The organism is Pseudomonas sp. HY7a-MNA-CIBAN-0227, from assembly GCF_040310325.1.
Taxonomy (GTDB): domain Bacteria; phylum Pseudomonadota; class Gammaproteobacteria; order Pseudomonadales; family Pseudomonadaceae; genus Aquipseudomonas.
Map to the genome: position 1 here is coordinate 30,103 of NZ_JBEOPT010000019.1, position 25,729 is coordinate 55,831.

Annotated in this window: 25 protein-coding genes and 3 pseudogenes; 14 read left to right on the forward strand and 14 right to left on the reverse strand. The window is 50.4% G+C overall.

What is annotated here, in order from left to right:
• Window positions 1-42: 42 nt before the first annotated feature.
• Together AAEZ06_RS23850 and AAEZ06_RS23855 are read right to left on the reverse strand one after the other, a co-directional pair.
• Entirely contained in the window at window positions 43-729 is a 687-nt protein-coding gene (locus AAEZ06_RS23850) for an LrgB family protein (RefSeq protein ID WP_133101997.1), read from the reverse strand.
• Window positions 719-1,105, reverse strand: coding sequence for a CidA/LrgA family protein (locus AAEZ06_RS23855; protein ID WP_149411709.1), 387 nt, complete (start codon window positions 1,103-1,105; stop codon window positions 719-721). Before AAEZ06_RS23855 ends, AAEZ06_RS23850 begins: the two co-directional genes overlap by 11 nt.
• A gap of 98 nt (window positions 1,106-1,203) precedes the next feature.
• Here AAEZ06_RS23855 and AAEZ06_RS23860 point away from each other — a divergent pair, with 98 nt between their 5' ends.
• Window positions 1,204-2,100, forward strand: a complete 897-nt coding sequence (locus AAEZ06_RS23860; RefSeq protein WP_350616525.1) for a LysR family transcriptional regulator — start codon at window positions 1,204-1,206, stop codon at window positions 2,098-2,100.
• Here the strand turns inward: AAEZ06_RS23860 and AAEZ06_RS23865 are convergent.
• Window positions 2,081-2,536, reverse strand: coding sequence for a flavodoxin (locus AAEZ06_RS23865; protein WP_133101994.1), 456 nt, complete (start codon window positions 2,534-2,536; stop codon window positions 2,081-2,083). The genes AAEZ06_RS23860 and AAEZ06_RS23865 overlap by 20 nt on opposite strands.
• A 152-nt stretch (window positions 2,537-2,688) precedes the next feature.
• Here AAEZ06_RS23865 and AAEZ06_RS23870 point away from each other — a divergent pair, with 152 nt between their 5' ends.
• On the forward strand, window positions 2,689-3,156 hold the full coding sequence (locus AAEZ06_RS23870; RefSeq protein WP_149411711.1) for a PAS domain-containing protein: 468 nt from the start codon (window positions 2,689-2,691) through the stop codon (window positions 3,154-3,156).
• A gap of 58 nt (window positions 3,157-3,214) precedes the next feature.
• Window positions 3,215-3,820, forward strand: a complete 606-nt coding sequence (locus AAEZ06_RS23875; protein ID WP_350616527.1) for a hypothetical protein — start codon at window positions 3,215-3,217, stop codon at window positions 3,818-3,820.
• A gap of 2 nt (window positions 3,821-3,822) precedes the next feature.
• Here AAEZ06_RS23875 and AAEZ06_RS23880 read toward each other — a convergent pair whose 3' ends face one another.
• Window positions 3,823-4,782, reverse strand: coding sequence for a MerR family transcriptional regulator (locus AAEZ06_RS23880; protein ID WP_149411713.1), 960 nt, complete (start codon window positions 4,780-4,782; stop codon window positions 3,823-3,825).
• A 229-nt stretch (window positions 4,783-5,011) separates the two neighbouring features.
• Between AAEZ06_RS23880 and AAEZ06_RS23885 the strand changes: the two genes are divergently transcribed.
• The 5 genes from AAEZ06_RS23885 (at window position 5,012) to AAEZ06_RS23905 (ending at window position 7,620) form a co-directional block, all read left to right on the forward strand.
• Window positions 5,012-5,572, forward strand: coding sequence for a putative antibiotic biosynthesis monooxygenase (locus AAEZ06_RS23885; RefSeq protein WP_350616530.1), 561 nt, complete (start codon window positions 5,012-5,014; stop codon window positions 5,570-5,572).
• 61 nt (window positions 5,573-5,633) lie between these two features.
• Window positions 5,634-6,344 (forward strand): dihydromonapterin reductase, encoded by a 711-nt coding sequence (gene folM / locus AAEZ06_RS23890; RefSeq protein WP_149411715.1) that lies wholly within the window; start codon window positions 5,634-5,636, stop codon window positions 6,342-6,344.
• Between the two features lie 20 nt (window positions 6,345-6,364).
• Window positions 6,365-6,925 carry a GTP cyclohydrolase I FolE gene (gene folE, locus AAEZ06_RS23895; RefSeq protein ID WP_133101988.1) on the forward strand — a complete coding sequence of 187 codons (561 nt, stop codon included), beginning with the start codon at window positions 6,365-6,367 and terminating at the stop codon, window positions 6,923-6,925.
• A gap of 2 nt (window positions 6,926-6,927) precedes the next feature.
• Window positions 6,928-7,299 carry a dihydroneopterin triphosphate 2'-epimerase gene (gene folX, locus AAEZ06_RS23900; RefSeq protein ID WP_149411716.1) on the forward strand — a complete coding sequence of 124 codons (372 nt, stop codon included), beginning with the start codon at window positions 6,928-6,930 and terminating at the stop codon, window positions 7,297-7,299.
• Between the two features lie 24 nt (window positions 7,300-7,323).
• Window positions 7,324-7,620, forward strand: coding sequence for a DUF1244 domain-containing protein (locus AAEZ06_RS23905; protein ID WP_133101987.1), 297 nt, complete (start codon window positions 7,324-7,326; stop codon window positions 7,618-7,620).
• 1,244 nt (window positions 7,621-8,864) lie between these two features.
• On the opposite strand, the pseudogene AAEZ06_RS23910 reads toward AAEZ06_RS23905, so the two are convergent.
• The 5 genes and pseudogenes from AAEZ06_RS23910 to AAEZ06_RS23930 form a co-directional block, all read right to left on the reverse strand.
• Window positions 8,865-8,996: pseudogene (locus AAEZ06_RS23910) on the reverse strand (helix-turn-helix domain-containing protein); the annotation flags it as partial.
• A gap of 90 nt (window positions 8,997-9,086) precedes the next feature.
• On the reverse strand, window positions 9,087-9,509 hold the full coding sequence (locus AAEZ06_RS23915; RefSeq protein WP_350616533.1) for a hypothetical protein: 423 nt from the start codon (window positions 9,507-9,509) through the stop codon (window positions 9,087-9,089).
• A gap of 100 nt (window positions 9,510-9,609) precedes the next feature.
• Window positions 9,610-10,697, reverse strand: a protein-coding gene (locus AAEZ06_RS23920; RefSeq protein WP_350616535.1) for an IS3 family transposase whose coding sequence is annotated in 2 segments (ribosomal slippage) — window positions 9,610-10,445 and window positions 10,445-10,697 — 1,089 coding nt in all. Because the reading frame shifts where the segments join, the coding sequence is not laid out codon by codon here.
• A gap of 686 nt (window positions 10,698-11,383) precedes the next feature.
• Complete coding sequence (locus AAEZ06_RS23925) at window positions 11,384-11,614, reverse strand: hypothetical protein (protein ID WP_350616537.1); 231 nt, start codon at window positions 11,612-11,614, stop codon at window positions 11,384-11,386.
• A gap of 156 nt (window positions 11,615-11,770) precedes the next feature.
• Window positions 11,771-12,748, reverse strand: coding sequence for an IS5 family transposase (locus AAEZ06_RS23930; RefSeq protein WP_350616539.1), 978 nt, complete (start codon window positions 12,746-12,748; stop codon window positions 11,771-11,773).
• 474 nt (window positions 12,749-13,222) lie between these two features.
• Here AAEZ06_RS23930 and AAEZ06_RS23935 point away from each other — a divergent pair, with 474 nt between their 5' ends.
• Window positions 13,223-14,368 (forward strand): SbmA/BacA-like family transporter, encoded by a 1,146-nt coding sequence (locus AAEZ06_RS23935; RefSeq protein WP_350616541.1) that lies wholly within the window; start codon window positions 13,223-13,225, stop codon window positions 14,366-14,368.
• Here AAEZ06_RS23935 and AAEZ06_RS23940 read toward each other — a convergent pair.
• The 4 genes and pseudogenes from AAEZ06_RS23940 to AAEZ06_RS23955 form a co-directional block, all read right to left on the reverse strand.
• Entirely contained in the window at window positions 14,345-15,748 is a 1,404-nt protein-coding gene (locus tag AAEZ06_RS23940) for a TolC family protein (RefSeq protein WP_502948048.1), read from the reverse strand. The genes AAEZ06_RS23935 and AAEZ06_RS23940 overlap by 24 nt on opposite strands.
• On the reverse strand, window positions 15,745-17,919 hold the full coding sequence (locus AAEZ06_RS23945) for a peptidase domain-containing ABC transporter (protein ID WP_350616543.1): 2,175 nt from the start codon (window positions 17,917-17,919) through the stop codon (window positions 15,745-15,747). Before AAEZ06_RS23945 ends, AAEZ06_RS23940 begins: the two co-directional genes overlap by 4 nt.
• A gap of 10 nt (window positions 17,920-17,929) precedes the next feature.
• A complete protein-coding gene (locus AAEZ06_RS23950) occupies window positions 17,930-19,204 on the reverse strand; it encodes an HlyD family secretion protein (protein WP_350616545.1) in 1,275 nt (424 codons plus the stop codon).
• A gap of 234 nt (window positions 19,205-19,438) precedes the next feature.
• A pseudogene (locus AAEZ06_RS23955) lies at window positions 19,439-20,369 on the reverse strand (IS5 family transposase).
• Between the two features lie 173 nt (window positions 20,370-20,542).
• On the opposite strand from AAEZ06_RS23955, the gene AAEZ06_RS23960 reads away from it, so the two are divergent.
• The 3 genes from AAEZ06_RS23960 (at window position 20,543) to AAEZ06_RS23970 (ending at window position 23,134) form a co-directional block, all read left to right on the forward strand.
• A complete protein-coding gene (locus tag AAEZ06_RS23960) occupies window positions 20,543-20,740 on the forward strand; it encodes a response regulator transcription factor (protein WP_350616547.1) in 198 nt (65 codons plus the stop codon).
• 181 nt (window positions 20,741-20,921) lie between these two features.
• Window positions 20,922-22,637 carry a hypothetical protein gene (locus AAEZ06_RS23965; protein ID WP_350616549.1) on the forward strand — a complete coding sequence of 572 codons (1,716 nt, stop codon included), beginning with the start codon at window positions 20,922-20,924 and terminating at the stop codon, window positions 22,635-22,637.
• Between the two features lie 35 nt (window positions 22,638-22,672).
• Complete coding sequence (locus AAEZ06_RS23970) at window positions 22,673-23,134, forward strand: toxin-activating lysine-acyltransferase (RefSeq protein ID WP_350616551.1); 462 nt, start codon at window positions 22,673-22,675, stop codon at window positions 23,132-23,134.
• Between the two features lie 137 nt (window positions 23,135-23,271).
• Here AAEZ06_RS23970 and AAEZ06_RS23975 read toward each other — a convergent pair.
• Window positions 23,272-23,382, reverse strand: a pseudogene (locus AAEZ06_RS23975) (transposase domain-containing protein); the annotation flags it as partial.
• A gap of 658 nt (window positions 23,383-24,040) precedes the next feature.
• Between AAEZ06_RS23975 and AAEZ06_RS23980 the strand changes: the two are divergent.
• Window positions 24,041-25,060, forward strand: coding sequence for an IS30 family transposase (locus AAEZ06_RS23980; protein ID WP_263472456.1), 1,020 nt, complete (start codon window positions 24,041-24,043; stop codon window positions 25,058-25,060).
• 324 nt (window positions 25,061-25,384) lie between these two features.
• Window positions 25,385-25,723, forward strand: a complete 339-nt coding sequence (locus tag AAEZ06_RS23985) for a HopJ type III effector protein (RefSeq protein WP_350616554.1) — start codon at window positions 25,385-25,387, stop codon at window positions 25,721-25,723.
• Window positions 25,724-25,729: the final 6 nt, after the last annotated feature.

Consider the following 25,729-nt stretch of genomic DNA (forward strand, 5'->3'; position numbering starts at 1 on the left):
GCGAGTCAGCCATCAGGATAGTTCGATTTTGTTCAATGCGTGTCAGAGAAGCGACACCAATAAAGGTGCGGCGAACAGGTTGAGCAAACCCGTCAAGACCATGACCAGGCCCGCCACCGAACCTTCCTCACTGCCCACTTCATGGGCACGACTGACGCCCGCCCCATGCGCCCCGACACCAAACAAGGCGCCCCGAGCCAGGGCACTGCGCAACGGCAGCCACTTGAGCAGCACCCCGCCGAGCATGGCACCAAATACGCCGGTGAACATCACGAATACCGCCGTCAGTTCTGGCACGCCGCCCAGGTCATGGGCCATGGGCATGGCAAACGGCGTGGTGATCGAGCGCGGCACCAGCGACAGGGTTACCGAACTGTCCAATGCCAACGCCTTGGCCAGCCCGAACGAGGTGCCGATGGAAGCCACACTGCCCGCCAGCATCCCCAGCAACAACGCCGGCCAATGGCGCATCAGCAACTGGCGTTGTTGCCAGATCGGAATGGCAAAGGCCACGGTGACCGGGCCCAGCACCAACATCAGCCAGTGGGTGTCGGTGGAGTATTCGGCATAAGCGGTGTTCAGCGGCACAGCCACCGCCAGCAACAGCGCCGGCACCAGAATCAGCGGCGACAACAAGTAGCGCCCGGTGCGCCGGTAGATCCAGCGGCTGAACACATAGGCGGCCAACGTCAGGGCCAACCAGAACATCGGCATCAGCTCAAGCTTCATGGCGCAGTTTCCAGCGGCATACCACCTCTACGGTGAAGGCCGTTACCAGCATGACCATCAGGGTACTGAAGCCGATCACCAGCATGATCCGCCAACCGTCATGGCGCAGCAGGCCACCGTAGTCGAGCAGGCTCATCAGGGCCGGAATAAAGAACAGCAGCATTTCCGCAATCAACACGCCAGCGCCCAATTGCAGGGCCGCCGGCTTGATCAGGCCGCTGGCGAATACCAGTAACAACAGGCCCAGGCCGATCACGCCGCCGGGAATTGGCCACGCCAGCCACACCGCCAGTTGACAGCCCAGCAGGTAAATCGCCAGCAGTACCACCAGTTCAACCAGCAACCGGCCAAGGTGTTTGAAGGTGAAACTTTTCATGAGCTTTGAGTCCTCGCAAGCACTCATTTTAAAGAGTCGCCTGACATCCCCAAAGCGAATTGTTAGACTGCAAACTATTCCAAACTGGAATCATGGCAATGGAATTCAAACAGCTGCGCAGCTTTGTCGAAGTGGTTCATCGAGGTGGTTTTACCCAGGCGGGAAAAACCCTGCACATCAGCCAATCTGCCGTCAGCAAGCAGGTGGCGCAGTTGGAACAGAGCCTCGGCACGCCGCTGCTCGATCGCATAGGCTCGCAGGTACGCCTGACCGCCGCCGGCCAAGTGGTGTTGCAACGGGCCGAAGCGATGTTGCGCCTGCAAAACGAGTTGCTCAGTGAACTGGACGATTTGAATCAGATGACCCGCGGCGAATTGCGCATGGGCTTGCCGCAACTGGGCGGTGACATTCTGTTCGCCCGCCTGTTTGCCGAATACCGACGGCGCTATCCCAATGTGACCATCCAGTTGCTTGAAGGCGGCAGCCGCAACATTGAGCAGGCGATCCTCAATGGCGAACTGGAAGTAGGCGGCAGCTTGATGCCCACCAACCCGGCCTTTGCCTGGCAAGCGTTCTGCGATGAGCCGCTGGATGCTTTGTTGCCGATGGACCATCCCCTGGCGGATAACGCGCAGATCCGCCTGGAGGAATTGGCGGACACGCCGTTCCTGATGTACCAGCGCAGCTTTGTCTTGAACGACCGATTGCTGCAAGCCTGTCAGCAGGTGGGCTTTACACCGAAGGAAAGCGGACGCAGCGGCCAGGCGGATTTTCTCGCGGCGCTGGTGGCCGCCGGCCAGGGCGTGGTGTTGCTGCCCAGCGTGGTGGCCCGGGGCCTGGTGCGCCCCGGCGTGGTACGCCTGACGCTCAAGGCCCCGGAGTACCTGCGCTGGGACATCGCCTTTATCTGGCGTGAGGGCGCTTATCTGTCGAAAGCTGCCCAGGCCTGGCTGGCATTGCTGCGCGAGTACCCGATCAGCCGCGCAGTGCAGTAACCAGCTCGGCCAGCCACGGTTCGGCGTCAGTTTCCGGGGTCACACTTTCGCTGGCGTCCAAACGCAACATCGGCAGCACTTCGCGCACGCCCAACTCGCCAAACAACTCGCGCATTTGCTCGCCACCGCCGCAAAAGGTATCGCCGTAGCTGGAGTCGCCCAGGCCGATCACCGCGCCAGGCAAACCACGCCAGGCTGCCGGCAATTGGTCGCGGATGGTCGAATACAACGGCTGCAAGTTGTCCGGCAACTCGCCCATGCCGGTGGTGGAGGTAACGGCCAAAAAAGCCTCGGGGGCAAAGCCCTGGATGTCCGCCAGGGTCGCCCGAGGGTTGTGCCAGGCGTCGAAACCGGCTGCATTAAGGAGTGTTGCAGCGTGGCGGGCGACTTCTTCAGCCGTGCCGTACACCGAGCCGGAAAGGATGGCGACTTTCATCAAACTGATCCTGTAGCTGAGTAAAAGCCTGGGATATTAACAGCTGGCGCGAACGTTTCAGTGAATGCCGCCTACTATTCAATGATGGCAAGTAGACAGGCCGTTGGCGTGTCTTAAACTGCACACTCCAAAAACAAGCCATGGACCGCTCAATGATTAACGCCCAATTGATGCAAATGGTCATCAACGCCTCCAACGACGGCATCGTCATCGCCGAAAAGGAAGGCAAAGACAAACCATTGATTTATGTAAACCCCGCCTTCGAACGCTTGACCGGCTACACCCGCGAAGAAATCCTCTACCAGGACTGCCGCTTCCTGCAATCGGGCGATCGTGACCAGCCCTCACTGATAGCCATTCGCGAAGCGCTGGACACCGAAGGCGCCTGCCGGGCAATCCTGCGTAATTACCGCAAGGACGGCACGCATTTCTGGAATGAGCTGTCGTTATCAACGGTTTACAACCAAGCCGATAAACAGACTTACTTCGTCGGTGTGCAAAAAGACATCACGGCTCAAGTCAAGGCTCAGCAGCGTGTCGCGCAACTGGAAAGCCAACTGGCCGCCGTTACAGCCGAACTTTTCGCACTCAAAGCGACGAGCGGATCTAACAAAATTTAGAAAATGCGGTCATTAGAGCGATAATCGATTTTTTCACGCATTACCTTGAGCCAGATCAATGCAACGCGACGCGCTGTTGACGCAGGACGAGCTGGATTTTATCCAGACCATGCACCATAACCCGCAACTGAATGTGCGGGACGCGTCGTCGAGCCTGATGGTCAATGGCGGTGCGCAGATTCGTGATCTGCTCACCCGCCTGGCGGCCCATGAACACGTCACCATCCAGGCACAATTCGATAACCAGCAAATGACCTTTCCGCTGCAACTGGTGGAAGACGAGTTTAATGCCGTCCACCTGCGCTTGGGCGTGCCGAGCATTTTCGAAGACGGGCCGATGATTCGGCCGTGGCGGTTGCTGCTTGAGGAGCCGGTGGCCCTGGAGAACATCAAGGGCCAGCCCGGCGTGCTACTTGTTCATGAGGTGTCGTTCAAAGGGGTGCTGGTGGAAGCCCGAGGCCGGAGCAAACCGCCGAAAATCTTTTCTTTGTGGTTCAGCCCTTCGGGCTACGAGCGTATTGCCCTGCGTGGCACCTTTGAGCGAGAAAACGCCCAGGGCTTGTTCGCCTACCGCTTAAGCCAGGGGGACACGGACGAAACCGAACGCCTGCGCCAGTTCATCCTGCAGCAACACCGCCTCGCTCACCCTGAAGTTCACGCCTGATCTCAGGTATCCAGGGTACCGCCGAGAAACTGCTGCAAGCGCCGCTGCATCAAACGCCCTTCATTGCCCAGGCAGCCGATGGAAGAACCGGCCAAGTAGTGCTCAGCCAGGTCCGAGGCATCGCCAGCCAACAGCAACGGGCAATTGAGGGTCAATGCCAGCCGACTCAAACGTCGCGGCAACTCGCTGGTCGGCGAATGGTTGGAAAACACCACCAAGGCTTGCGGCCGGGTCTTTTCACAGATCAGCGTCAACTCATCAAATGGCTGGCCCATGCTTAGTACGCGAACCGCCAACTCGTCACCGCCCATCAATACACCGGCTACGAGCAACTCCAGCTCACGGCATTCACCAGCAATGACTGCCAGCAATATCCGCGGCGCTTGGGAGGCACATGCCAGCTGCAGGCGCTGCCAGGTCCGGGCACGCAAGAAACTGTCGAAAAATAGCCACTCGCTGGCCTGGCCAAAACGGCCCTGATGGCGCAACAGCTGGTGCCAGAGCGGCATCAGGATGTCCTGAAACACCACTGGCGTGGGGTAAGCGGCAAAAATCTGCCCGTACAGGCGGTCCAACTGCCGATCATCAAAAGCGCCGATGGCCTGCTGCAGTTGCAGTTGCCACTGAGTCCACTCGTGATATTCGGCGTCTTCCCGGACGTTGCGCGGTGACAGATCTGGCCCATCGCCGCGAGCGAGAATCTTGCCCACCTTACTGACCGCGACGCCGCGCTCAATCCAATCGAGAATACGATGGACGGTCTCAATATCGTCCCGGGAATACAACCGATGCCCGCTTTCGGTGCGCACCGGCTGAATCAGGCCGTAGCGTCGCTCCCACGCCCGCAGCGTGACCGGGTTGATTCCTGTCAATCTCGCTACTTCGCGAATCGGGAACAGCTCATCCCCATTGGATGTGCCGCCATGCGCAGTTTCAAGTTGAAGAGCAGTGATTACAGGCATCAGTGAACACAAACACCAGGAAAAAAGTTGGATCCCATTTAACGCCTTACACCTGTCGGTTTCAAGGTCCTGGCCCAACCGACCAATGCCGCTGGTGTATTTCGTCAATTCAGGAATAATCCTTGCTAGGTTTTTAAAACCAGAATTTTAGCGCAGCCGCTCTACCCCGCAGCTGCGTCTGGTGCGCCACCTACCCGGTACCGTGCGCCCATACATACGGAGATACACAATGTCTACCCTACCCGTTACCTTGATGGTCGCGCGCCGCGTGGCCAAAGGTCGCTATCAAGACTTGATGGCCTGGTTGCGCGAAGGCGAGCAATTGGCCACTGACTTCCCCGGTTATCTGGGCTCCGGCGTGCTTGCACCGCCTCCCGATGACGACGAATTCCAGATCATCTTCCGTTTTGCCAATGAGCAGACCCTGCATGCCTGGGAGTTCTCCGCCTCGCGCAGCGCCTGGCTCGGCCGTGGCAGCGAGTTGTTCGCCGACCCGTCGGAACATCGAGTCCGTGGCATGGACGGCTGGTTTGGCGCGATCGGCCAACGCCCCCCGCGCTGGAAGCAGGCAGTTGCCATCTGGCTGGCATTTTTCCCGGTGTCGCTACTGTTCAATTTCGGGCTTGAGCCGTTGCTCGCCGAACTGGGGCTGTTGAGTCGCGTACTGGTCAGCACCCTGGCGCTGACGCCGTTGATGGTCTACCTCTTTATTCCGCTGTCGACTCATCTGCTGGCCAGTTGGTTACATCCTGCGCCATTGCGGGTAAAACCCACTGAAGCAGCGGTTTGAGCTAGTCCGCAACTGGCCGGTCGCTGGTATAGTTTTAGCCTCCCAGCGACCCGAGCCTCCCATGACCTCATCTCCCGCCCCGATCCTGATCACCGGTGCCGGCCAGCGTGTCGGCCTGCATTGCGCTTTACGCCTGCTGGACGAGGGGCAGCCGGTGATTTTCAGCTATCGCAGCGAACGTCCCGGCGTACAGACTCTGCGCGATCGCGGCGCGATTGCCTTGTTTGCCGACTTCTCCTGCGAGGCCGGCATCCTTGCCTTCATCGATGAACTGAACGCTCATACCAGCAGCCTGCGCGCGATCATTCATAATGCCTCGGCCTGGGAAGCGGAAACGCCGGGCGATGAAAGCCGGGCCTTTGCTGACATGTTCAGCGTGCACATGCTTGCGCCGTACCTGATCAACCTTCATTGTGCGCACTTGCTGCAACGTTCCATACCGGCCGATATCCTGCACATCAGCGACGACGTGACCCGCAAGGGCAGCCGCCAGCACATCGCCTATTGCGCCACCAAGGCCGGGCTCGACAGCCTGACCTTATCCTTTGCCGCCAAATACGCGCCGCAGATCAAGGTCAACGGCATCGCGCCGGCAATGGTGATGTTCAACGAAGACGACGACGCGGCCTACCGCGCCAAGGTCCTAGGCAAGTCGGTACTGGGCATCGAGCCCGGTCCCGAAGTGATTTACCAGAGCGTGCGTTACCTGCTGGATAACCCTTATATCACCGGAACGACCCTGACCGTCAACGGCGGGCGACACATCAAATAAGCCGTTTGCGAGGATGCTGTATGACTTTATCCCTGCCTCAGCACTACCGTGAGATTCTCAAGGGCCTGGGTGAAGACCCGGAACGCGAAGGCTTGCTCGACACGCCAAAACGCGCGGCCAAGGCCATGCAGTACCTGTGTCATGGCTACACCCAGAGCATTGATGAGATCGTCAACGGCGCGTTGTTCGCTTCCGACAGTGACGAAATGGTGATCGTCGCCAATATCGAGTTGTATTCCCTGTGCGAGCATCACCTGCTGCCCTTTATCGGCAAGGCCCATGTGGCCTATATTCCGACGGGCAAGGTGCTGGGGCTGTCGAAGATTGCGCGCCTCGTGGACATGTTCGCCCGACGCCTGCAGATTCAGGAAAACCTCACACGGGAAATCGCCGACGCTATCCAGGACGTTACCCAGGCCGCTGGCGTGGCGGTGGTGATCGAAGCCCAGCACATGTGCATGATGATGCGCGGCGTGGAAAAACAGAATTCAACCATGAACACCTCGGTGATGCTCGGCGCCTTCCGCGAGTCGAACACCACCCGCATGGAGTTCCTGCAACTGATTGGACGGAGCAAGTAGCAATGCCACAACTTCAGCCAGGCATGGCGCGCATCCGGGTCAAGGACCTGTGCCTGCGTACCTTTATCGGGATCAACGAGGATGAAATCCTCAACAAGCAGGATGTGTTGATCAACCTGACCATCCTGTATGCCGCCCAGAAAGCCGTACGCGACAACGATATCGACCACGCGTTGAACTACCGCACCATCACCAAGGCCATCATTGCCCACGTGGAGGGTAATCGCTTTGCCCTGCTGGAGCGCCTGACCCAGGAACTGCTGGACCTGGTGATGAGCAACGAGTCGGTGCTGTATGCCGAAGTCGAAGTCGACAAGCCCCATGCGTTGCGTTTTGCCGAGTCGGTGTCGATCACCCTCGCGGCGAGTCGCTAACCCCTTACATTCGCAGTGAGCATTATGAACGATCAACAACGCCTTGAACTCGAAGCCGCCGCCTTTCGCCGACTGGTCGCACACCTGGACAGCCGCAAGGATGTACAGAACATCGACCTGATGAACCTCGCCGGGTTCTGTCGCAACTGCCTGTCCAAGTGGTACAAGGCCGAGGCCGATGAGCGCCAGATCGAGGTCAGCCTCGATGACGCCCGTGAAGTGGTGTACGGCATGCCGTACGCCGAATGGAAAGCCCAATACCAGCAAGAAGCCAGCGCCGAACAGCACGCGGCGTTCGCCAAGGGAAAAACCCATGATTAGGCGCTTTGAATCGCCGCTGGTTTCATAGACTGCCCGAAGGGCCGCAATGGGTCGTTTTGAGCCGGGCGCGACAGGCAGAAACGACCCAAAGCCGTCCTTTACTAAAGGCCGCTACCGGCCAGAAACTATCCGATATTGAAGACTGGCGGGGATTGATGCATGTCCTCGCCGGCGTTAGTCTCAGATGGTCAACAGCCTGACCTCTATTTCTGGTGAGTATTAGAAATGGGGGGATTACCCAGCCTCCCCCGCGATCAGTTCCAAGCTATTTCTGTCCTTTCCTTGCTTGTGATCAAACAAATGTACGTCTGGTCAGGTCGCGCTTTAGGAGCCGTTGTAAGGGCCGCCCATTGACGCTCCCCAAGGAATACCACTCCCGCCCGTTACTGAGCCAGGTCCACGCGTACCGTTTGCTAAAGAATTGGCTACAGCGCCACCTACAACTATACCGACTCCTCCTCCGACTGGTCCAAAATAACTGCCAATAGTCCCCCCGATCGCTCCGCCAATAGTCTCGGGCGAGACATTCAATCCCGAATCTGCACCCGAAATAATTAGTAGTTCTTTGTCTGTTAATTTTCTCATCTTCTTCCCTTAGTTTATATCAGTCAAGTTTGATTATTTGATGCTGGCTTGAGCTTACCGGTTACTATGATTTCTGAAGCCAAATAAACGAAGTGATATAGTAATAGCTACAGCCATCAATATGTATTTGATAAATTTATTAATTTCCAAATATTCAGATGCTGTTCCCACTGCGATACCAATTAAAATTGTAGCTAAAAACACAAAAAAACCTTTCAAGACAATCACTCTCCTTGTTAATGGTATGCTTTCGCACTATTGTGGCTTGCATGTGGCTGTGACGTCAATACTGATAAAGGCGTTTGGCCTGCTACATCGATTAAACAATCCTCTTTCGGCCCTTATCATTGATACTTGTAAGCGGTGCAGCACTTATTCTGATTTAAAAGTCTCTACGCCTTAGTACACAGGGGGCAAGCTCAGCGCGGGAAATATTTATTTAGCTGATCGAAGACCTCTTGCCCTTACTATGAGGAAAATACAGCAATGATCTACACATATCCGCTGTCATCCCATCTTGCTTGATGAAGCAAAGCGCTAGTGCCCGATAACAAAAAGTGCTCGACATAATCAAAGTGTGCGCTCCTGTGACACTACCTATAGAAGTAGCAGTGTGGCAAAAAAGAACAAATCTTCTAGCGATCAACGGCTGGAATAATGCGACGTAGCTCACGGCTGATCGAGGACGGGCTACGCCCCAACATCCGGGCTTTTTCGCGCGGGCTGAGTTTCTTATAATGCCCGACTTGAATGGTCGCGCGTACTTCAATGCTGAGTTTTGTATAGAACATGGCGGAGCCTCACCGGAGGGTGAGATATTGCACTCAGTTTTCGCGGTCGCCCCCTATTAGCGCTGAAACTTAAAAATTAAAGACAGGTATTTAGTACTGAGAAGCCTTGTAGCTTAATCCGTTTTCCTTGCAAAGAATTTCAACCTCCTTTAGTAGCTTCGCCTTTTTTTCTTCGGGAAAATAAAACGGGAAGTGTATTATTTGCAATAAATTTTTTTCGACTATCGTCAATTCAATCTTGAGGCGTGTTTGATTTTTTGTATTGATGGTTACGCAATCGCGATGAAATTTTACTTCCTTTCTCCCTTTCTTAAAGTGCAAAAAATCCCCTTCAAACCATAAGGTACTGCGACTATAGCAATAGATAAAAATAAAAAAAACAGACCAAAGCAGAATCGAAAACAATACTATTTTTAGAGGCTGGTCAGATACACTTAAAATACTGAAAAGTAACGCACCACCGAATATATAGACTGGGAAATTAAAGTTTGTGAACTGTATTGTTTTGCTCATATTTTAGCACCTTGGTTATGGCCGTCGGATACGAGGGTAAACGTTGATATTTATAGACATGGGTAATCCCCCCATTTTTAGTACTCATCAGAAGTAGAGGTCAGGCCACCAGGGCCAACTTTTGTTTGGGGGTGATGCCACCGAGGGCCATATTCGGGCGCTCGTGATTGTATGTCCAGATCCAGTTCGTGCCGTAGTCCTGAACTTCAGCTATCGACTCAAACAAGTAATGGCCAAGCCAGTCGTAGCGTACCGTGCGGTTATAGCGTTCGACGTAGGCGTTTTGCTGCGGATTGCCCGGCTGAATATATTCCAAACGGATGCCTCGTTTTTCAGCCCAGCCAGTGAGTTTGGCGCTGATAAATTCGGGGCCATTATCACTGCGGAGTGCCTGCGGTTTCCCACGCCATTCAATAACCTGATCCAATGCCCGCACTACGCGCTCAGCCGGGAGCGACAAATCAATTTCCATACTCAGGGCTTCCCGGTTGAAGTCGTCAATCAGATTGAAAACCCGAAAGCTGCGTCCGTCCGCTAATTGATCGTGCATGAAGTCCATCGACCAGCACTGGTTAGTTGCCTCAGGAACGGCCAGCGGCTTAGGCTTCTCGCGCACGATGCGCTTGCGTGGTTTGATGCGCAAATTCAGCTCCAATTCGCGGTAAATCCGATACACCCGCTTGTGGTTCCAGCGATAGCCCTTCACGTTGCGCAGATACAGGAAGCACAAGCCAAATCCCCAGTTACGCTGGTTGTACGTGAGCTGGATCAGTTTATCGGAGATCTCCGCATTTTCAGGCGCCAAACGCGGCTGATAGCGATAGCACGTGAGGCTAACCTTGAAAGCTAGGCACGCCAACTTGATGCTGCACCGACCTGCACGAACCACTTCCTGCGCCATCTCTCGTCGCCGCGATGGCTTCACCACTTTTTTGCCATGGCTTCCTGGATAATTTCGGCTTTAAGACGTTCTTCGGCGTACATTTTTTTAAGTCGTCGGTTTTCGTCCTCCAACTCGCGCAGCCGAGTCAGCAACGATGCGTCCATACCGCCGAACTTGGTACGCCACTTGTAGAACGTAGCCGAACTGATGCCGTGCTCGCGGCACAGCTCTGGCGCAGGGGTTCCAGCCTCAGCTTGCTTGAGGATAGCCATGATTTGACTGTCTGAAAAACGTGATGTCTTCACGCAAAATTTCCTTGATCCGGTCAGGAGAAAATTCTACTTCTGATGAGTACTTTTTTCAGGGGGGATTAACCGGTAAAGCGTGCTTTTTTTTGCTCTAATGTCAGCCTGAATTCACGTAAACACGTGAGCCTCTATAGCCAGCCTGTCGAAGGAGGTTAGCCCTTAGCTTCCACTTAGAGGTCCTAGCGACCCCATCGGAGGAATACCCATAATAGGAATTCCAGGGCCTGGTTTTACGTTCGAAAGCCCCTCCATAAATCCTCCAATTTTATGCCCCGCAAATCCGCCAATAACAGCTCCACCATTACCGGCCAGTTTATTACCGATGGCACCACCAATTAGTGCTCCTAATGTCTCTCCATCTCCCCCTCCACTTATAAGTAAAATTTCATTATCCGTAAGTCTTCGCATAACTACCTCTAATAGATTAAAGCACTATTTTTTTTCTTTAATAGCAGAGTACCTTCTGACAATTTTAAATGTTTGGCTTGTTACAATCACAGTTAAAATCATCAGCCCGCTTTGCACATTATTGTTAACATCCATATTTTTTGCAATGATTGCTACGATGATTCCAAGAATAATCGAACAAACAAACTCGGAAAAACTTCCCACTCGTCAACCACCTTTATATTTCTGGAATCGTAGTAAATTCAGATTTAACGCTACACAAGCACTGAAGATTATTAGAATGAAATCCCTTTGCCAAGGCTGATTTTCATCTTTTTTTTCTGCTCAATTTTAAGCTGTTTGGATAGCTGATTTTCTTCTTGAAATCCCTTTGCCAGTTGCATAACCGCTGTCTTCTGGTCCTTGGATAACCCTCTGATTGACCCCAGAAGCTCGTTTACCGCTTTTTGATCCTTCGACAGCGCTTCTATCAGGTCTTTCGGCTTGCGGCGCTCCGGCTCACTCACTGAGGCTTTAGGGAAGGTCTGAAGTACCCACCGATTTTTGATGCCCTCGCTGCCTGAGGTTCAAAAAATTCAAGCGGGTCGAAAAATCAGACCTTTTTTGCTCTTAACTCATGATTATTTCCAATAACCGTGCCTTTTCAGGGCCATTGGCCCACATTACGGGCGCACCTCGCCCATACCCATCAACCGTTTTCGCACCATCCACAGGTTCGACAAGGCAAACAATATCGCCTGCTGCGCGATGTTTTTTGCCAGACCACGGAAACGCACTTTCGTATAGCCAAACTGACGTTTGATCACGCGAAACGGATGCTCAACCTTGGCCTGCACCTGCGCTTTCGCATACTCAATCTTGCGTCGCATGCGCCCGATCAGACTCTTTATTGCGTGCTTTTCATAGCTGCTTGGTCGGGCGGCAATCGACCAGATCATCTTGCGATCCTGATGCTCGGGACGTTTGTCCACGTCGGTGTAACCGGCGTCACCACACACGTAAGTTTCCTCGCCGTGCAGCAACTGATCGACCTGCGTCACGTCCGCCACATTCGCCGCCGTGCCCACCAGGCTATGCACCAGGCCGGATTCGGCGTCGACGCCTATGTGCGCTTTCATTCCAAAATAATAATGGTTTCCTTTCCTGGTCTGATGCATTTCGGGATCGCGTTTACTGTCCTTGTTCTTGGTCGAACTCGGCGCGTGAATGATCGTCGCTTCGACCACCGTGCCGTGACGCAACAGCAGGCCACGGTCGCCCAGATAGCCATTGATGACCTGCAAGATCCCGCCTGCCAACTCATGTTTTTCCAACAAGCGGCGGAAGTTGAGGATCGTGGTTTTATCGGGAATCCGATCCAGATTCAAGCCCGCGAACTGGCGCAGAATCGTCGTTTCATACAGTGATTCTTCCATCGCCGGATCGCTGTAGCCGAACCAGTTCTGCATCAAATGAACGCGCAACATGGCCATCAACGGATACGCCGGACGACCGCCTTCACCCTTTGGACAATACGTCTCGACCAAGGCAATCAGACCCTTCCAGGGCACGACCTGATCCATCTCGATCAGGAAGCGCTCGCGGCGGGTCTGCTTACGTTTGCCAGCATACTCAGCATCGGCGAAGGACATCTGTTTCATCGGGGCTCAACCGTCGTGTTCGTGTTAGGCGGGTATTTCACCAGAGATGGAAGTCTTTTTCAGAGTTTCCCTAGATAGCCTCTGCTTTTGCAAGAGACGCAACAATCAACTTGAGAAAAGTCATATTCTTCAGTTAAATTGTATTTTCATATAGGGATGAAGGTCACTTGCAAGATGAAGCTTGTGCATCATAAAAACCTTGAGAGTTTATTGTGAACTTAAAAAGCCCCACCGAAAAGAAAATATAATAACCATTCCCGGCTCAGGATAAAACCCCTACAAGTGTAGGGGGGGCGGAGACAATTTCATTGACTAGAAAACCACCTATACTACTAAAATAGTATCGCATATTAATTACTTAATGCTAGCTGCTGTCGAAAAGATCAGTATTGGTGTGTTAATTTGCAAATAATGTAGCGAGCTGCTGAGCTTGCGATTAACATCAGAAATTTCAAGTATTAGAGGCATACTGTGATGGCTGGAGGGGAAAAAAGGAAACCCAGAATTTGGTTTTTTAAAGGACTACTTGACGTTATCTCGCTTTACTGGAAGAGCGATGAAAAATTATTTGCGTGGACAGGAACACTATTACTGATAATACTTTCGCTTTCAGGAGTAGCGACAGCGCTTATAACTAACGAGTGGTTCAAATATTTCTATGACTCCTTGCAAGCCTTGGATGTGGGGAGGTTCTATTTTTTGACATTCATATTCCTAGGGATGATGGTAATCTCAGTACTTAGATCAGTAATAGCATCTTATTTTGTTGACGCTTTCGCTATACGCTGGAGGAAATGGCTGACGGGGTACTATCTCACCGCATGGGACTCTAAAGTCCTGGACAACAAAATAAAAATGCGAGATATAGATAATCCAGATCAACGAATTGCAGAGGATATTAATAAATTTACTTATGACACTTTAGATCTGGGCTTTTGGATGATCTACACCATAACAAGCGCAATTTCCTTCAGCGTGGTTTTGATCAGTGTTTCCGGTAGCCTGAACGTCTTAGGAGTGACTGTTCCATACTATATGTTTTGGCTAGCAGTGCTGTACGCCATATTTGGCACTTATGCAAGCCAAAAAATAGGATTTCGCCTGGTAGGTCTCAGTGGTAATCAACAGAGAATGGAAGGTGATTTACGATATGCACTTGTAAAGTTTAGAGATGAGAGTGCACTGAATAGTGCGCAACAGCTACATCCATCCAAGAAAGTCGATATAGATAAAAAACTTGACATAAGTTTGGGCAATATGTGGAAGACCATTAAAATCAAGGCACAGCTTTCATTGCTGACGGAAAGTTATAGTCAGCTATCGCTAATCTTCAGCAGCCTACTTGCTGCGCCTCGGTTCTTTTCAGGAAAAATAACTTTTGGCGAGCTAATGCAAATAAACTCAGCATTTGGTAATCTGCAAGAAAACCTAAGCTGGTTTATCAACATTTACCCCCGACTGGCTGACTGGAAAGCAACAGGAGAGCGTCTTATAAGTTTACATATGGCACTTGCCACCTCATCAGTGCAGACCGAAAAAAAAGACATAAGTCATGTAATACAGACAATAAGTGCTCATGAGCCTGAAATAACTCAACTACTTCAACGTCCAAAAACCTAAGCGCCCTAAGCCGGCAGCCAGTTTTAAGCGAGCGATCTGCCAATTATTCAAAACTTGAATATGTTGCTCCTCCGCAGAAGCATACGCAGATAAGGCATTCAAAAGCTCAATCATGCTTCCAACTCCAGATCGATATCGCCCTTGGACAACCTCCAGAGCCTCACGGGACTGCTCGACCAACTCAGTAGTTCGTTGCAGGCTCAATGTCTCAAGATTAATACTTTGATAACTGCTCCAAACATCCATAGCTACTTGTTGTTCGGCTTGGAATAACTCAGCTTCACTGACTTCTACTTGGGCCAACGCGTTGCGTATTTTATATCTACGCTCAAAACCCTCAAAAATTGGGATGCTAAGTTGTACACCGATGCTTTTTTCATAGTTGCGAACTCCTCCACTAAGAGAGGACGACTGTGCAGCATGAAGGTTAGAAAAGCCTCCTATGAGAGAAATGTTTGCTTTTCCTTCTGCACGCGACTCTACTACGGCAAATTTAGCCGCTTGCAGTCGGGCGCGAACGGCTAACAATGCCGGATTCTCTAGCATTGCTTGGTTTATCAGCGCGTCGGTCGCCCTGATAAAACTCGTATTAGCAACCGGTCGAAGGTCTCCACTCAATGTCAGTTCAGTGTCTGCTGGTAGCCCCATTTTTAGAGCCATGATTCCAATTGCATTGCGAAGCTCCCCGGCATATCGTATTTTCTTTAAATGAGCTTGTGAAAAAGCGGTCTTAGCCTGTAACTGATCAGAAAGCGCAGCGGCCCCGGCTTTATATTTCGCATCTGCCGCCTTCAAATTTTCCGATGCCATTTTTGCTACTTGAGCAGATGAGGTAAAATTGCGCTTCGCAACAAGTGCATTATAGTAAATTTGAGCCGCCATGACGAAACTGCTCTGCAGAATGACATCATGAGTAGAGTTGGCTGCCAAAAGTAACTGTTGAGCATTATCTAGTGCGGCTTTCCTGCGGCCGAAGTCATAGACAACCCAGCTCAAATTTAAACTACTAGACAAGCGCCTGAAGTCACCTTCTGTTGTTAAATTTTCGTGCTCGACGTAAACAGATTTACTAGAGCCATATGCACTTTTGACGCTGCCATCTAGCCGAGGGAGATAGGCTGATTTTTTCATACCTACCTGCGCAGCCTGAATCTTAGCGTTAGCCCATGCTAGGCGGGTAGTAGGCTCATTACATAAAATTCGCTCAATGGCGTCCTCCAGCGATAGAGGTCCTTTCTGTCCCCTAAATAGACAAGCCATATCGCTCGCTGCACCTGAAATGGGCAGGGTTACGAACACCTGCTCGACGGCAGCTGCGGTTGCCGTAAACGACAGGTTAAGGGCACATAGCACTACCGTGTGCCTGTACCAGGCGTTCACAACGATATCCTCTTGGTATTAGTCAAGGATGAAGAAGTAGGACCTTCTACCAGCGGACCGTAACGATCATCATATGGGACGATCCCGTTTTCAATTACTATAGCTCTGTCGGCCGAGGCCACTGTTTCTGGACGGTGAGCTATAATAATTCTTGTGATATTTAGTGATTTTATTGAACTATTCACCAGTGCCTCACACGAGGTATCTAGGTGGCTGGTCGCTTCATCTAGAAACAGTATCCGAGGTTTTTTATAGAGCGCTCTAGCCAATAAGATACGTTGTTTCTGACCGCCAGAAAGCACCGTCCCCATGTCTCCGACCAACGTGTTGTACCCCATGGGCATAGCTAGGATGTCATAGTGAATAGCCGCCATTTGCGCACATTTAATAGTCCATGACATATCAACATTAGATTCAAAAAAAGAGATATTTTCAGCCAGAGATCCTGCGAACAATACATCATCCTGCATAACAGTACCAACCACCGATCGGTATTCTTCAATACCTATTTTGTCAAGCTCGATACCGGCAACAAGTATTTGTCCTCCGGTCGGCTGGAGTATCCCTAACATTAGATTCATTAGCGTGCTCTTTCCGCAGCCTGAGGCACCAGTGATGGCAACTGACTCGCCTTCTTGAATCTTTAGGTTGATACCGTTCAATACCAAAGGCTCGTGCTCCGAATAGCCGAATTTCAAGTTTCTAATTTCCAAACTTGCACTACGATCGCACAATAATACAGTATCGCCTTTCAAATGGTTGTCGTCGGGCTCATGTGTGACGATGTCCGCTAATCGTTCACCTTGTAGTTGGAGCATATGTAAATCAAACAAATGATCTATCAAGCTAGCAACTCGACTAACAAACTGCGTCTTGTAAGCCGTGAACGCCATCAACACGCCTATACTAAATTGGCCATTCATCACAAGATTAGCGCCCAGCCAAAGGGCCACTAGATTTTCAACTCCAAAGAGTAAACCATTGAGTTGCATATACAACAGTTGCAGCTTTTGTGTACGCAGTCCTGCATTGATCTGCTCTACCAACAGCCCTAACCAAGCAGCACGCCTCTCATGCTGACGTTGAAAAAGTTTGAGAGGCCTTACTCCTCTTATGGTCTCTAGAAAATGGGACTCTTGTCGTGCCGAGTGAACAATTTGCTCTGCCGTTGCATTGCGCAACGGTCTATACCAGACCCATCGGCCCAGTGCGTACAGTGCCATAGCCACCAGAGTAATGGTTGCCAGAGTAGGACTGTATACACACATCAGTGTAAGCGTTGCAATACTCATGAGTCCGTCAAGCACTGTAGAAAAAAAGGAAGCGGTAAGAGTGTGCTGTATATTATCGACTGCTCCAAAACGCGAGACTACATCACCCAAATGCCTTTTTTCAAAATATTGAATAGGTAACCGCAAAAGATGACTGAAGACGTTGGCTCGCCATTGCACATTCAACAACGTGCTCATGTGCATCATTACCCAAGAACGAACACAACTCACGGCTTGCTGCATCAGCAGCAGCAAACCAAAGCCTATCACCAGCGTTGATAACAGATCACGATCCTCACTCACTAGAACGTTATCAATCGTCCATTGAAGAAAAAAAGGACTGACAAGTGTGAACACTTCTAATGCTAGCGCGAGAAGCAGAATTTGCGTCAATGACCGATAGAGACCGGTAACTGTACCAAGCATACTAAGTAGCTTTATCCGCGGCTTGACTTCTTGTTTCTCAAATCCAGTTTCAGGCCATAGTTCCAAGGCGACGCCTGTAAATGACTTGCTCGCTTCGGCTAAACTCAAGCGTCGCACACCTTGCGATGGATCATGAATCGTCACGGTACCGCCATCTACAGACTTCAGGACCACAAAATGATTGAAATCCCAATGCAGCACGCAAGGCAATTTCAGGTTAGTGAGGTCCTCTATTTCTAGGCGAATTGCACGGCTCCCTAATTTGAGAAGGTCTGCTGTTTTAATAATTTGATTAAGGTTCACGCCTTTTAGGGAAATGTTAAATCGACGCCGCAATTCATACAAATCAGCACTATAGCCGTGGAAACCGAGAACCATTGCTAAACAGGCTAAACCACACTCTGTTGCTTCTGTTTGCAATAGTATCGGTAGGCGACGCCCAAGGCGCAGCTTCAAAGCGTCAAGATTAACCATATAATTCTCCCTAGAGTTTGCCAGTCAAGCTGTAGAGAGGCTCGAGCACCCATTCATATAAGTGACGTGTTTCCTGCAATATGTCAGCTTCCAGCAGCATGCCGCCTTGCAGTTCTCTTGCTTCTCCATAGGCGAGAACCTCTTGTTTATCAAGCTCCACTCTTATGCGATAGATTTGCTCTCTATCAAAATCAATTTTAGGTATAACACCGACTGCTGCTGCCAATTCGCCAGCAGATAGTGTCGTTTTGGAAATAGTTTTAACGATTCCTTTATGCTGCCCAAATTTCTGATAGGGATAAGAACTGTAACGTACGCGTACAGTGTCACCTGCTTTGATAAAACCTATTGTTTTACTGCGTGCATAAAGCTCTGCTTGCAGGCGGGAGTCACGAGGTACGATACTTAAAAGCGGTCGAGAACCGTCGATTGCTTGGCCGACCTCGCCTAGTACCGCTGTGGCAATGCCATCTATTGGGGCGTGAATAATTAGCAGTCGCTTAGCTTCACTTTCAACCAACTCTTGGTCAACGCTTGATAAAACTCGGGAAATACTTGCCAATTGGTTGGCATGTAGAGCAGATAATGCTGAGAGCTCATTATAGCGTTCGGCGAACTGTTGTTGTACGGCAGTGCCCTCGCGCGACAAGCTTTGGAGCGTTTGTTGCTGCCCTATCAGTTCAGCTTGACGCTGCTGTAATTGGTCCATAGAGATGTAACCTTTCTCCATCAATCCCTGGTAACGACTTGATGCGTTTTTGGCTAAAGATACAAGCTGCTTTTGGCTGGAGGTTTGCTCTGATAGAGTAGAAAGCTCCTGCCTCAAGCTTGTCAGTTTACTCTCTAAACTATTACGTCCCTCTCTTTGAACTTGTTTTATCTTTTCAAGCTCCTCTTGTAATGATTCATGTCTTTGTTTCAAACGATCACTAATGGCTGCTTGTACCGGATCAGAGTTTCCGCTGTACCGTTCACTATCAATTTTGAACAGCGGCATTCCTTTATTGACGAGCTGATCTTCTTGGACAAACTTTTCCAGGATCACTCCATATTGCGGACTGTGTACTTTTATTTGCCCAGCGGTATGAATCAATTGGCCAGTTACCGTGCTTCTCTTAGTGTAATTTCCGAAAACAAAAAACATCACCACCAAGAGCGCAATCACTGACGAAAAAAAGGTTAGAAATGCAAATGAAACCGGTCGAATCAGTACAATTTCTCCCAGCCATTGCACTTGTTTCGATTCTAGAGCCTGACGTCTGAAAAGAGGAGTTTCCTTAGTCATAGTAAAAAATCCTTGCTGAAGGCGGCAGATCTGTCTAAATATAAAATTTTTAAAGGATGGTGCTGAAGCACTCACTATTTTTTGATGCCCACGCAGCTTGAGGCTCGAATACCCTAAGTCGATCGAAAACAACCTTTTTCTGCCTTTAATTCACCGCTCTTTCCTCTGATCATGCTGTTTCAGGGCGATCAGCCCGCATTACAAGCGCACCTCTCCTGCACTCAACAACCGCTTTCACACCATCCACAGATTCGACAAGGCGAACAACGTTGTCTGCTGAGCGATACCGCCAGATCACAAACACGTACTTTCGTATAACCAAACTGATGCTTGTTCACTCGAAAAGGATGTTCAACCTTGGCCCTAACTTGCGCCTGACGTATTTGATCTTGCGCCGCATGCGCCCGATCAAACTTTTTTACCGTATTGTTTATAGCTACTGGGCCGGAAGGCAACCAACCAGATCATTGTGCGGCCCCGATGCTCCGGACGCCTGTCCACGCCGGTAGAACCCACATCGTCGCAGACGTAAATCTCCTCCCAGCGCAGCAACTATTCGACCTGCCACGCCCGCCACATTCGCTGCCGAGCCCACCAAGCTATGCACCAGGCCGGATTCGGCATCAACTCCGATGTGAACTTCCCCCCAAGACATACATATTTCCTTTCTTCATCTGATGCATCTCGGGATCGCATTTGCCGTCCTTGTTCTTGGTCGAACTCGGCGTATGAATGATCGTCGTATCGACTACCGTACCTTGGCGCAACAGCAGGACATGGTCGCCCAGATAACTGTTGATGACCCGTAAAATCCTACCGACCAGTTCATGCTTTTCCAACAGCCGCCGGAAGTTAAGGCTCGTCGCTTCATCGGGAATCCGATCCAGATACAGCCCGGAAAACTGGCGCAAAATCGTGGCCTCGTAGAGGGCTTCTTCCATCACCGGATCGCTGTAGCCGAACCAGTTCTGCATCAGATGATGCCGCAACATGGCCAGCAACGGATACGCCGGACGACCATCTTCGCCCTTCGGATAATGCGGTTCAATCAAGGCAATCAAACCCTTCCAGCGTACGACCTGATCCATCTCGATCAGGAAGCGCTGCAGCGGGTCTGCTTACGTTTGCCGGAATACTCGGCATCGACGAAGGACATCTGTTTCATCGGGCTCAACCGTTCGACTCGTGTGAGGCCAGTATTCCACCAAGCTTGGAAGTTTTTTCAGAGTCTCCCTAAATTTCCCCTGCTCTAGTTCGTTACTCAATTTTAGATTGATGCCAGTTGGCTATCTCATAGCTTGAACGTGTCAAAAAATTTCAACTTTGGACAATTAGAAAATGGAGCAAGTTTTGCGTATCACTGAGAAGGAGCGTTCAGTAGCTTTGTTGCTAGCACAAGGGCTAACAAACAAGCAAATTGGAAAAGCGATGGGCATCAGTGATCATACTGTACGCGATCATCTTTCCTCTCTATACCGAAAGCATGGTGTTAGTAATAGGGTTTCACTCGTTGCGAAGGGCATAACAAATATATAATGCATTCTAGTTTTCAGCTAGCACACTGCATATGGTAGCACTTCTGCGGCGCCTGGCCCTCCCCTACATTTGTAGGGGAAGGTGACTGCAAGGAAACTGTCCATAATTTTTCCTAGTATGCCCGCCAAAAGCAGCATTTAAATCCTACCGTATGGTCGCATGAATAAGGTCATGGGTTATCATGAAAAGTAAAAGTCTGGCAGATTTACCTGAAGTTTTCCTTCCGTTTGAAACGATAAAAATTGAAGGCTCGTCAGTAATTTTTTTCAATGAGGATTTTAACAGCTTAATAACTGAGGCTGACTTACTCCACAATTATAGCTATGTAGTTACTTGTATATCACTGGATAATATCTCGAGTCGAGATAGAAAGCTGTTTTTTGCCGAACGTTATGGCGGAGATGGAATACTAACTAACGGCGGCGGTGGACGATGTGGCTTTGATGGCAAGTTTCAAGTAAAAGGGATCGGACCAAATAAGCTAGTTGGCAAGGGTGTGGAGGAGTCCCACGCAAATGGGTTTCTCAGTCTAAACCTAGCAATATATGAGGCCGTTTGGTCTGAAATCATTCACTTCTCTCTTCCCTATGGTGCTGTGAGGGCTGTTGCCATTCTGGATACTGATACCGACTTCATTGAGCAACAAGAAACCAAGCCTCGCAGTCTTTTGATTAGAGAACCCTCTGTCAGACCTGCTCATTTTATTCGAGCAACCTTTTTCAAAGAGGATCACCATCTCAAATTGAGCGAGGATGCAAGGCGGGTGGCATCGGCGATATCACGACTAGATGAGTTCCTACCAAAAACCTCTAGAAACGGGGCCGTTTGCTTTCAAGGTGATCCTTTAGAGGACGGTCTCGTAGAGCTGGCCAAACGTTTTGCATCGCAATTCGCAGCAGCTAGGGCCAAAGGCATCGCCCATTCTAACGTTAGTGCATCCAATGTGGCGATGAACGGTGCGTGGCTAGACTTGAGTAGGACAATGATGTTCACTCTATTGATTGCTGACGACTTGGCAGATATAAAAAAATTCAATCAAGAGTACGTTAATGCGATAGAAAGCATTCGATCCATTTGCTTTTTTCTAGGAAAATATTTGCTTGTTGACAAACAGCGAATAGACCAACTCTTTCTAAAAGTTGTAGAAGAGTTCGCGAAAACCTATGAGCGCCAGCTCCATTTTTATAATGCAATTCAAGCTGGCTTCCCTAGGTTTCTACTAACGGAACTAATCGAAAGCTCGGCTTTTAAAGAATTCTCTATAGACTTGCAGAAAACTCTTGAGTTAGATGAGTTCTCAATTCAATATTTGGCCAAGAGGCTAGGCTGGGATGGTTATGAGCATTGGAGAGGGCGCTTATATTTGGCGCTACATAAAAACATAGCGTGTCATTTTGCGATGGGCGACTTTGAGAAATTAGGTGTAGCTACTGACCTAGCTAAAAAACTGACTAGTTCATTTAACAACCTAACCAGTCTCGTCATGACTAAGGGAGAAAGCAAAGGATTTAGCAGAAAAAACATAGGTCTGTATCTCATAATTAACGCTACGCGCCTTAACCGTACGCATAGCCTACTAATGCATCTTGAGACGGCAATAAATGAAGCCGTTATAGTGGGGAAAATTGGTGAAAAACCTAATAATCACCAAGCCCTAATTGAAGAAGCTGTAATGGTCGCCACCCTAACCTTGGATGACGGTGATGCCACAAATATTGCATTTTGGCTCAGTACTTCAATCCGTATATGGTTCAGCGCCACAAGTGGTCTTTTTTTTATTGACGGCGTTACTTGCCAAACAGTTTCATTTGAGGAGCTTATCGAGATGAGAGATAGTAATTCTGAAATCAATAGCGCACTATCGTTCTACGGGAAAATACTGGAGGCGGTGTTGTGATAAAGGGTTACGATTTATCGACCAAGAACTTAAATGTGAACTTTGAACGTAGCGCTAGTGTTTTAGGATCTGTGTGCTCAATTATTTTTAATTGCAAAAAATATAGTTTGCTTCATGCCATTGTACTCAAGCATTGGATTGTTCCAGCAATTGAGCATGATCAAATTAGAGTTTACTTTGATAAGTTTTCAAATCCTGTAGGCTATATAACGTGGGCTCACTTGGCTCGGGACACTGAGTTACGTCTGCTCAACGACCTTGACTTTTCTCTTCATTTATCGGAGTGGAACGAGGGCGGCAGGACCTGGATTTTAGACTTCTGTTTTCCGACTGGGATGGCGAAGTTCTCCATAGCACAACTTAAAAAAGATCTTACAGGTCAGGGTATAAAGCAAGTTTTTTGGGTTCGCAGAGACGCTGACTACTCAGTTAGAAAAGTCTCTAGTAGCCCTGCCGCCGCCACCTCTATCCTTCTACCGTTACCCGGACATTTATAGACGTCCGAGGGCCCCACATACTGGATTTGCCCCTACAAAACCGGACACCAACTCCCTGTTAAATTGGTGCTGCCGCCAAGCGCCTGAACTCCGTAAGCGCCTCATGAACCCCACATACCAAACGATGGGCTTAATGGTTACCGTGGCATCTCTGGTGAGCAGTTCCACGGCAGCAAGGCTTCGAAGTCTTCTACCGAAGTAGCTTGCGGTAGGCGTTCAAGTACGTGGCGCAGCCACGTATAGGGCTCTGCCCATCGTCACCACCCCGCCCCTACAGGTGTAGGGGGTGAAAAAAGCGTTCATATTACCTAAAATCGGGCAGGTTAAACTCAATAATTTATCGCCTACGGGGAGTTGTATGAGAGCATTAACGGAAAATGAAATTATTCTGATATCAGGGGCAGATCGTGGGGATGCTGCAGTTGCAGGTCTGATCGCAGGTGCTGCGGCGGGAGCTCGAGTGGGGGTTCCTGCGGGAGGTGTCGGTATTGCGGTCGGAGCAGTCGCCGGCGGAATGCTAGGAGCAGCGGTTTCGGCTTGGACCTACAATACATTCGAAGGGTCCTAGTTATGAGGGAGCATGTTATGAGTCTGGGTGCTAAAAAGTTCATAATTTGTGCTTTTATTTTGTGGCTTTCACTTTATATGGCGCTACCCAGTGCTGATAGCTTCATCTCCCCGAGGTTCTTGTTTTCTTACCTATTTGTTGTCATTGCAGGTAGCGTAACTAGCTTCTTGGCGTTTAAGGGAGTACTGACGATGCCGGTGTGGTTACCTGTGACATTGACGTCATATATGGCAGTATGTATGCCACTTGTTAAAATGTATTTTTCTTAATAACCCGTTAGAGTGAAGAGGCAGGGCGGTCTCAAGGACCAAGTGCAACACCTGATGTAAGGTGTTGCCATGCCAACGAAGTACACACATCTCAGCACTGAGGAGCGCGTCGCCATCATGGTGATGCAGCTTCAACAACTCACTCTTCGAGCTATCGCCGTTTTGCTCAGGCGTCATCCCAGTACCATTAGCCGTGAGATCAGGCGGCACAGCCAACTGGGGCGATACGATTCAGCTCACGCCGCAAGCCGGGCGCGAGTGCTACGTCACAAGCCGCGCCGTCAGTCTCGCTTGTGCTCTGGCTCTGAGCTGTTCCAAGTGATCATAGAAATGTTGCGCATTGGCTGGTCACCCCAGCAAATCGCCAGCAGACTACGCCGTATCTGGCCCGATCACCCCGAGCGATATGTGAGTCACGAAACCATCTACCTGGCAATTTATGCCTATCCGCGAGGCGAGTTGAAACGCCAGCTCATCAGCTACTTGCGCCAAGGTAAAGGCAAGCGTCGCCCGCGAACCCAGAGTGCCATACGTCGAGAGCGCTATCCTGCTGAGCTCAGCATCCACTTGCGTCCACCAGAGGTCGCTGATCGCCTTGTTCCAGGACACTGGGAAAGCGACCTGATCATCGGGGCCAACAATCGCTCTGCTGTCGCCACGATGGTTGAGCGCACCAGCCGTTACGTAATCTTGGCAAAACTCGACGCACCGACCGCCGATGCAGCCGCTCAAGCCATTACCAGAGAGATGTCGCGGATGGCGCCATCATTGCTGAAAACCATGACGCACGACCAAGGCAGTGAAATGGCCCGTCACGCCGAAATCACGGCCCACACCGGCCTGAAGATTTACTTTGCAGATCCGCACAGCCCATGGCAGCGCGGCAGCAATGAAAACACCAATGGCTTGCTGCGCCAGTATTTGCCAAAAGGCACGGATCTCTCTCTGGTCACCCAGGAGCGACTGGACGAAATTGCCGACTTGCTGAACACTCGGCCACGCCAAACGCTGGGCTGGAAATTTCCGGTCGAAGTACTGGTTGAATACCTTCAGCTATTAGCGAGCAACAAGCTCGAAACCATCAACTGACTGTTGCACTTGGAACCTGAGACCGCCCTCCTGGCCGTTGGCTTTGGCAGTTTCGACGATTCCCTATATTTTTTTTGCCTAGGATGTAAACGTCAGCCTCAACCTATTGAATCCTCAATTTTCTCCGCTCTAACATGCTAAAAAATGGTCTTCTTAGGCTTTCTCCTGACGGTCGCTCAAAAAGGGAGTTACCGTGCGGTTGCTTTTCTCAGATTGACAGCCACTAACATTCTCGCAAAGAAATCCGAAAAATAGTTAGATTAGGTAAGCATCTGATTTATGGAAGAAAAAATATATATAACTGTTAACAAGGCTCCAGAAACCATGACTGACCTGAACACCCTGCGCGCCAGCCTCAATAGCGGCGAACACGTCTTGGCCGACACCTTGGCCTTTGTCGCCACCGGCTACGATTACCAGCCACAGGCCTTCACCAACGCCAGTGTGGAAAACGCTGCAGGGCAGAACGAAGGTTCTTGCAAGACCCTGGGCCTGGCCTTGTTGGAGGGCTTGAGCGATCAGGAAACACTGCTGGCGTTTGGCGAGCATTACCGATCGGTGCTGGCCACGCCTGAGGGCAGTGACCATGGCAATATTCGTGCATTGATTGAGCATGGGTTGGCGGGCGTGAAGTTTGCCACGCAGCCTCTGACTCGCCGCTGAATGCTC

Bases quoted from the DNA above. Each gene is read 5' to 3' on its own strand.
- AAEZ06_RS23870 (WP_149411711.1), top strand. From the start codon at position 2,689: ATGATTAACGCCCAATTGATGCAAATGGTCATCAACGCCTCCAACGAC.
- AAEZ06_RS23855 (WP_149411709.1), bottom strand. From the start codon at position 1,105: ATGAAAAGTTTCACCTTCAAACACCTTGGCCGGTTGCTGGTTGAACTG.
- AAEZ06_RS23965 (WP_350616549.1), top strand. From the start codon at position 20,922: ATGAAAAGTAAAAGTCTGGCAGATTTACCTGAAGTTTTCCTTCCGTTT.
- AAEZ06_RS23960 (WP_350616547.1), top strand. From the start codon at position 20,543: ATGGAGCAAGTTTTGCGTATCACTGAGAAGGAGCGTTCAGTAGCTTTG.
- AAEZ06_RS23880 (WP_149411713.1), bottom strand. From the start codon at position 4,782: ATGCCTGTAATCACTGCTCTTCAACTTGAAACTGCGCATGGCGGCACA.
- AAEZ06_RS23860 (WP_350616525.1), top strand. From the start codon at position 1,204: ATGGAATTCAAACAGCTGCGCAGCTTTGTCGAAGTGGTTCATCGAGGT.
- AAEZ06_RS23905 (WP_133101987.1), top strand. From the start codon at position 7,324: ATGAACGATCAACAACGCCTTGAACTCGAAGCCGCCGCCTTTCGCCGA.
- AAEZ06_RS23865 (WP_133101994.1), bottom strand. From the start codon at position 2,536: ATGAAAGTCGCCATCCTTTCCGGCTCGGTGTACGGCACGGCTGAAGAA.
- AAEZ06_RS23985 (WP_350616554.1), top strand. From the start codon at position 25,385: ATGACTGACCTGAACACCCTGCGCGCCAGCCTCAATAGCGGCGAACAC.
- AAEZ06_RS23945 (WP_350616543.1), bottom strand. From the start codon at position 17,919: ATGGTTAATCTTGACGCTTTGAAGCTGCGCCTTGGGCGTCGCCTACCG.
- folE (WP_133101988.1), top strand. From the start codon at position 6,365: ATGACTTTATCCCTGCCTCAGCACTACCGTGAGATTCTCAAGGGCCTG.
- AAEZ06_RS23885 (WP_350616530.1), top strand. From the start codon at position 5,012: ATGTCTACCCTACCCGTTACCTTGATGGTCGCGCGCCGCGTGGCCAAA.
- folX (WP_149411716.1), top strand. From the start codon at position 6,928: ATGCCACAACTTCAGCCAGGCATGGCGCGCATCCGGGTCAAGGACCTG.
- AAEZ06_RS23980 (WP_263472456.1), top strand. From the start codon at position 24,041: ATGCCAACGAAGTACACACATCTCAGCACTGAGGAGCGCGTCGCCATC.
- AAEZ06_RS23915 (WP_350616533.1), bottom strand. From the start codon at position 9,509: ATGAGCAAAACAATACAGTTCACAAACTTTAATTTCCCAGTCTATATA.
- AAEZ06_RS23935 (WP_350616541.1), top strand. From the start codon at position 13,223: ATGGCTGGAGGGGAAAAAAGGAAACCCAGAATTTGGTTTTTTAAAGGA.
- AAEZ06_RS23930 (WP_350616539.1), bottom strand. From the start codon at position 12,748: ATGAAACAGATGTCCTTCGCCGATGCTGAGTATGCTGGCAAACGTAAG.
- folM (WP_149411715.1), top strand. From the start codon at position 5,634: ATGACCTCATCTCCCGCCCCGATCCTGATCACCGGTGCCGGCCAGCGT.
- AAEZ06_RS23850 (WP_133101997.1), bottom strand. From the start codon at position 729: ATGAAGCTTGAGCTGATGCCGATGTTCTGGTTGGCCCTGACGTTGGCC.
- AAEZ06_RS23875 (WP_350616527.1), top strand. From the start codon at position 3,215: ATGCAACGCGACGCGCTGTTGACGCAGGACGAGCTGGATTTTATCCAG.
- AAEZ06_RS23950 (WP_350616545.1), bottom strand. From the start codon at position 19,204: ATGACTAAGGAAACTCCTCTTTTCAGACGTCAGGCTCTAGAATCGAAA.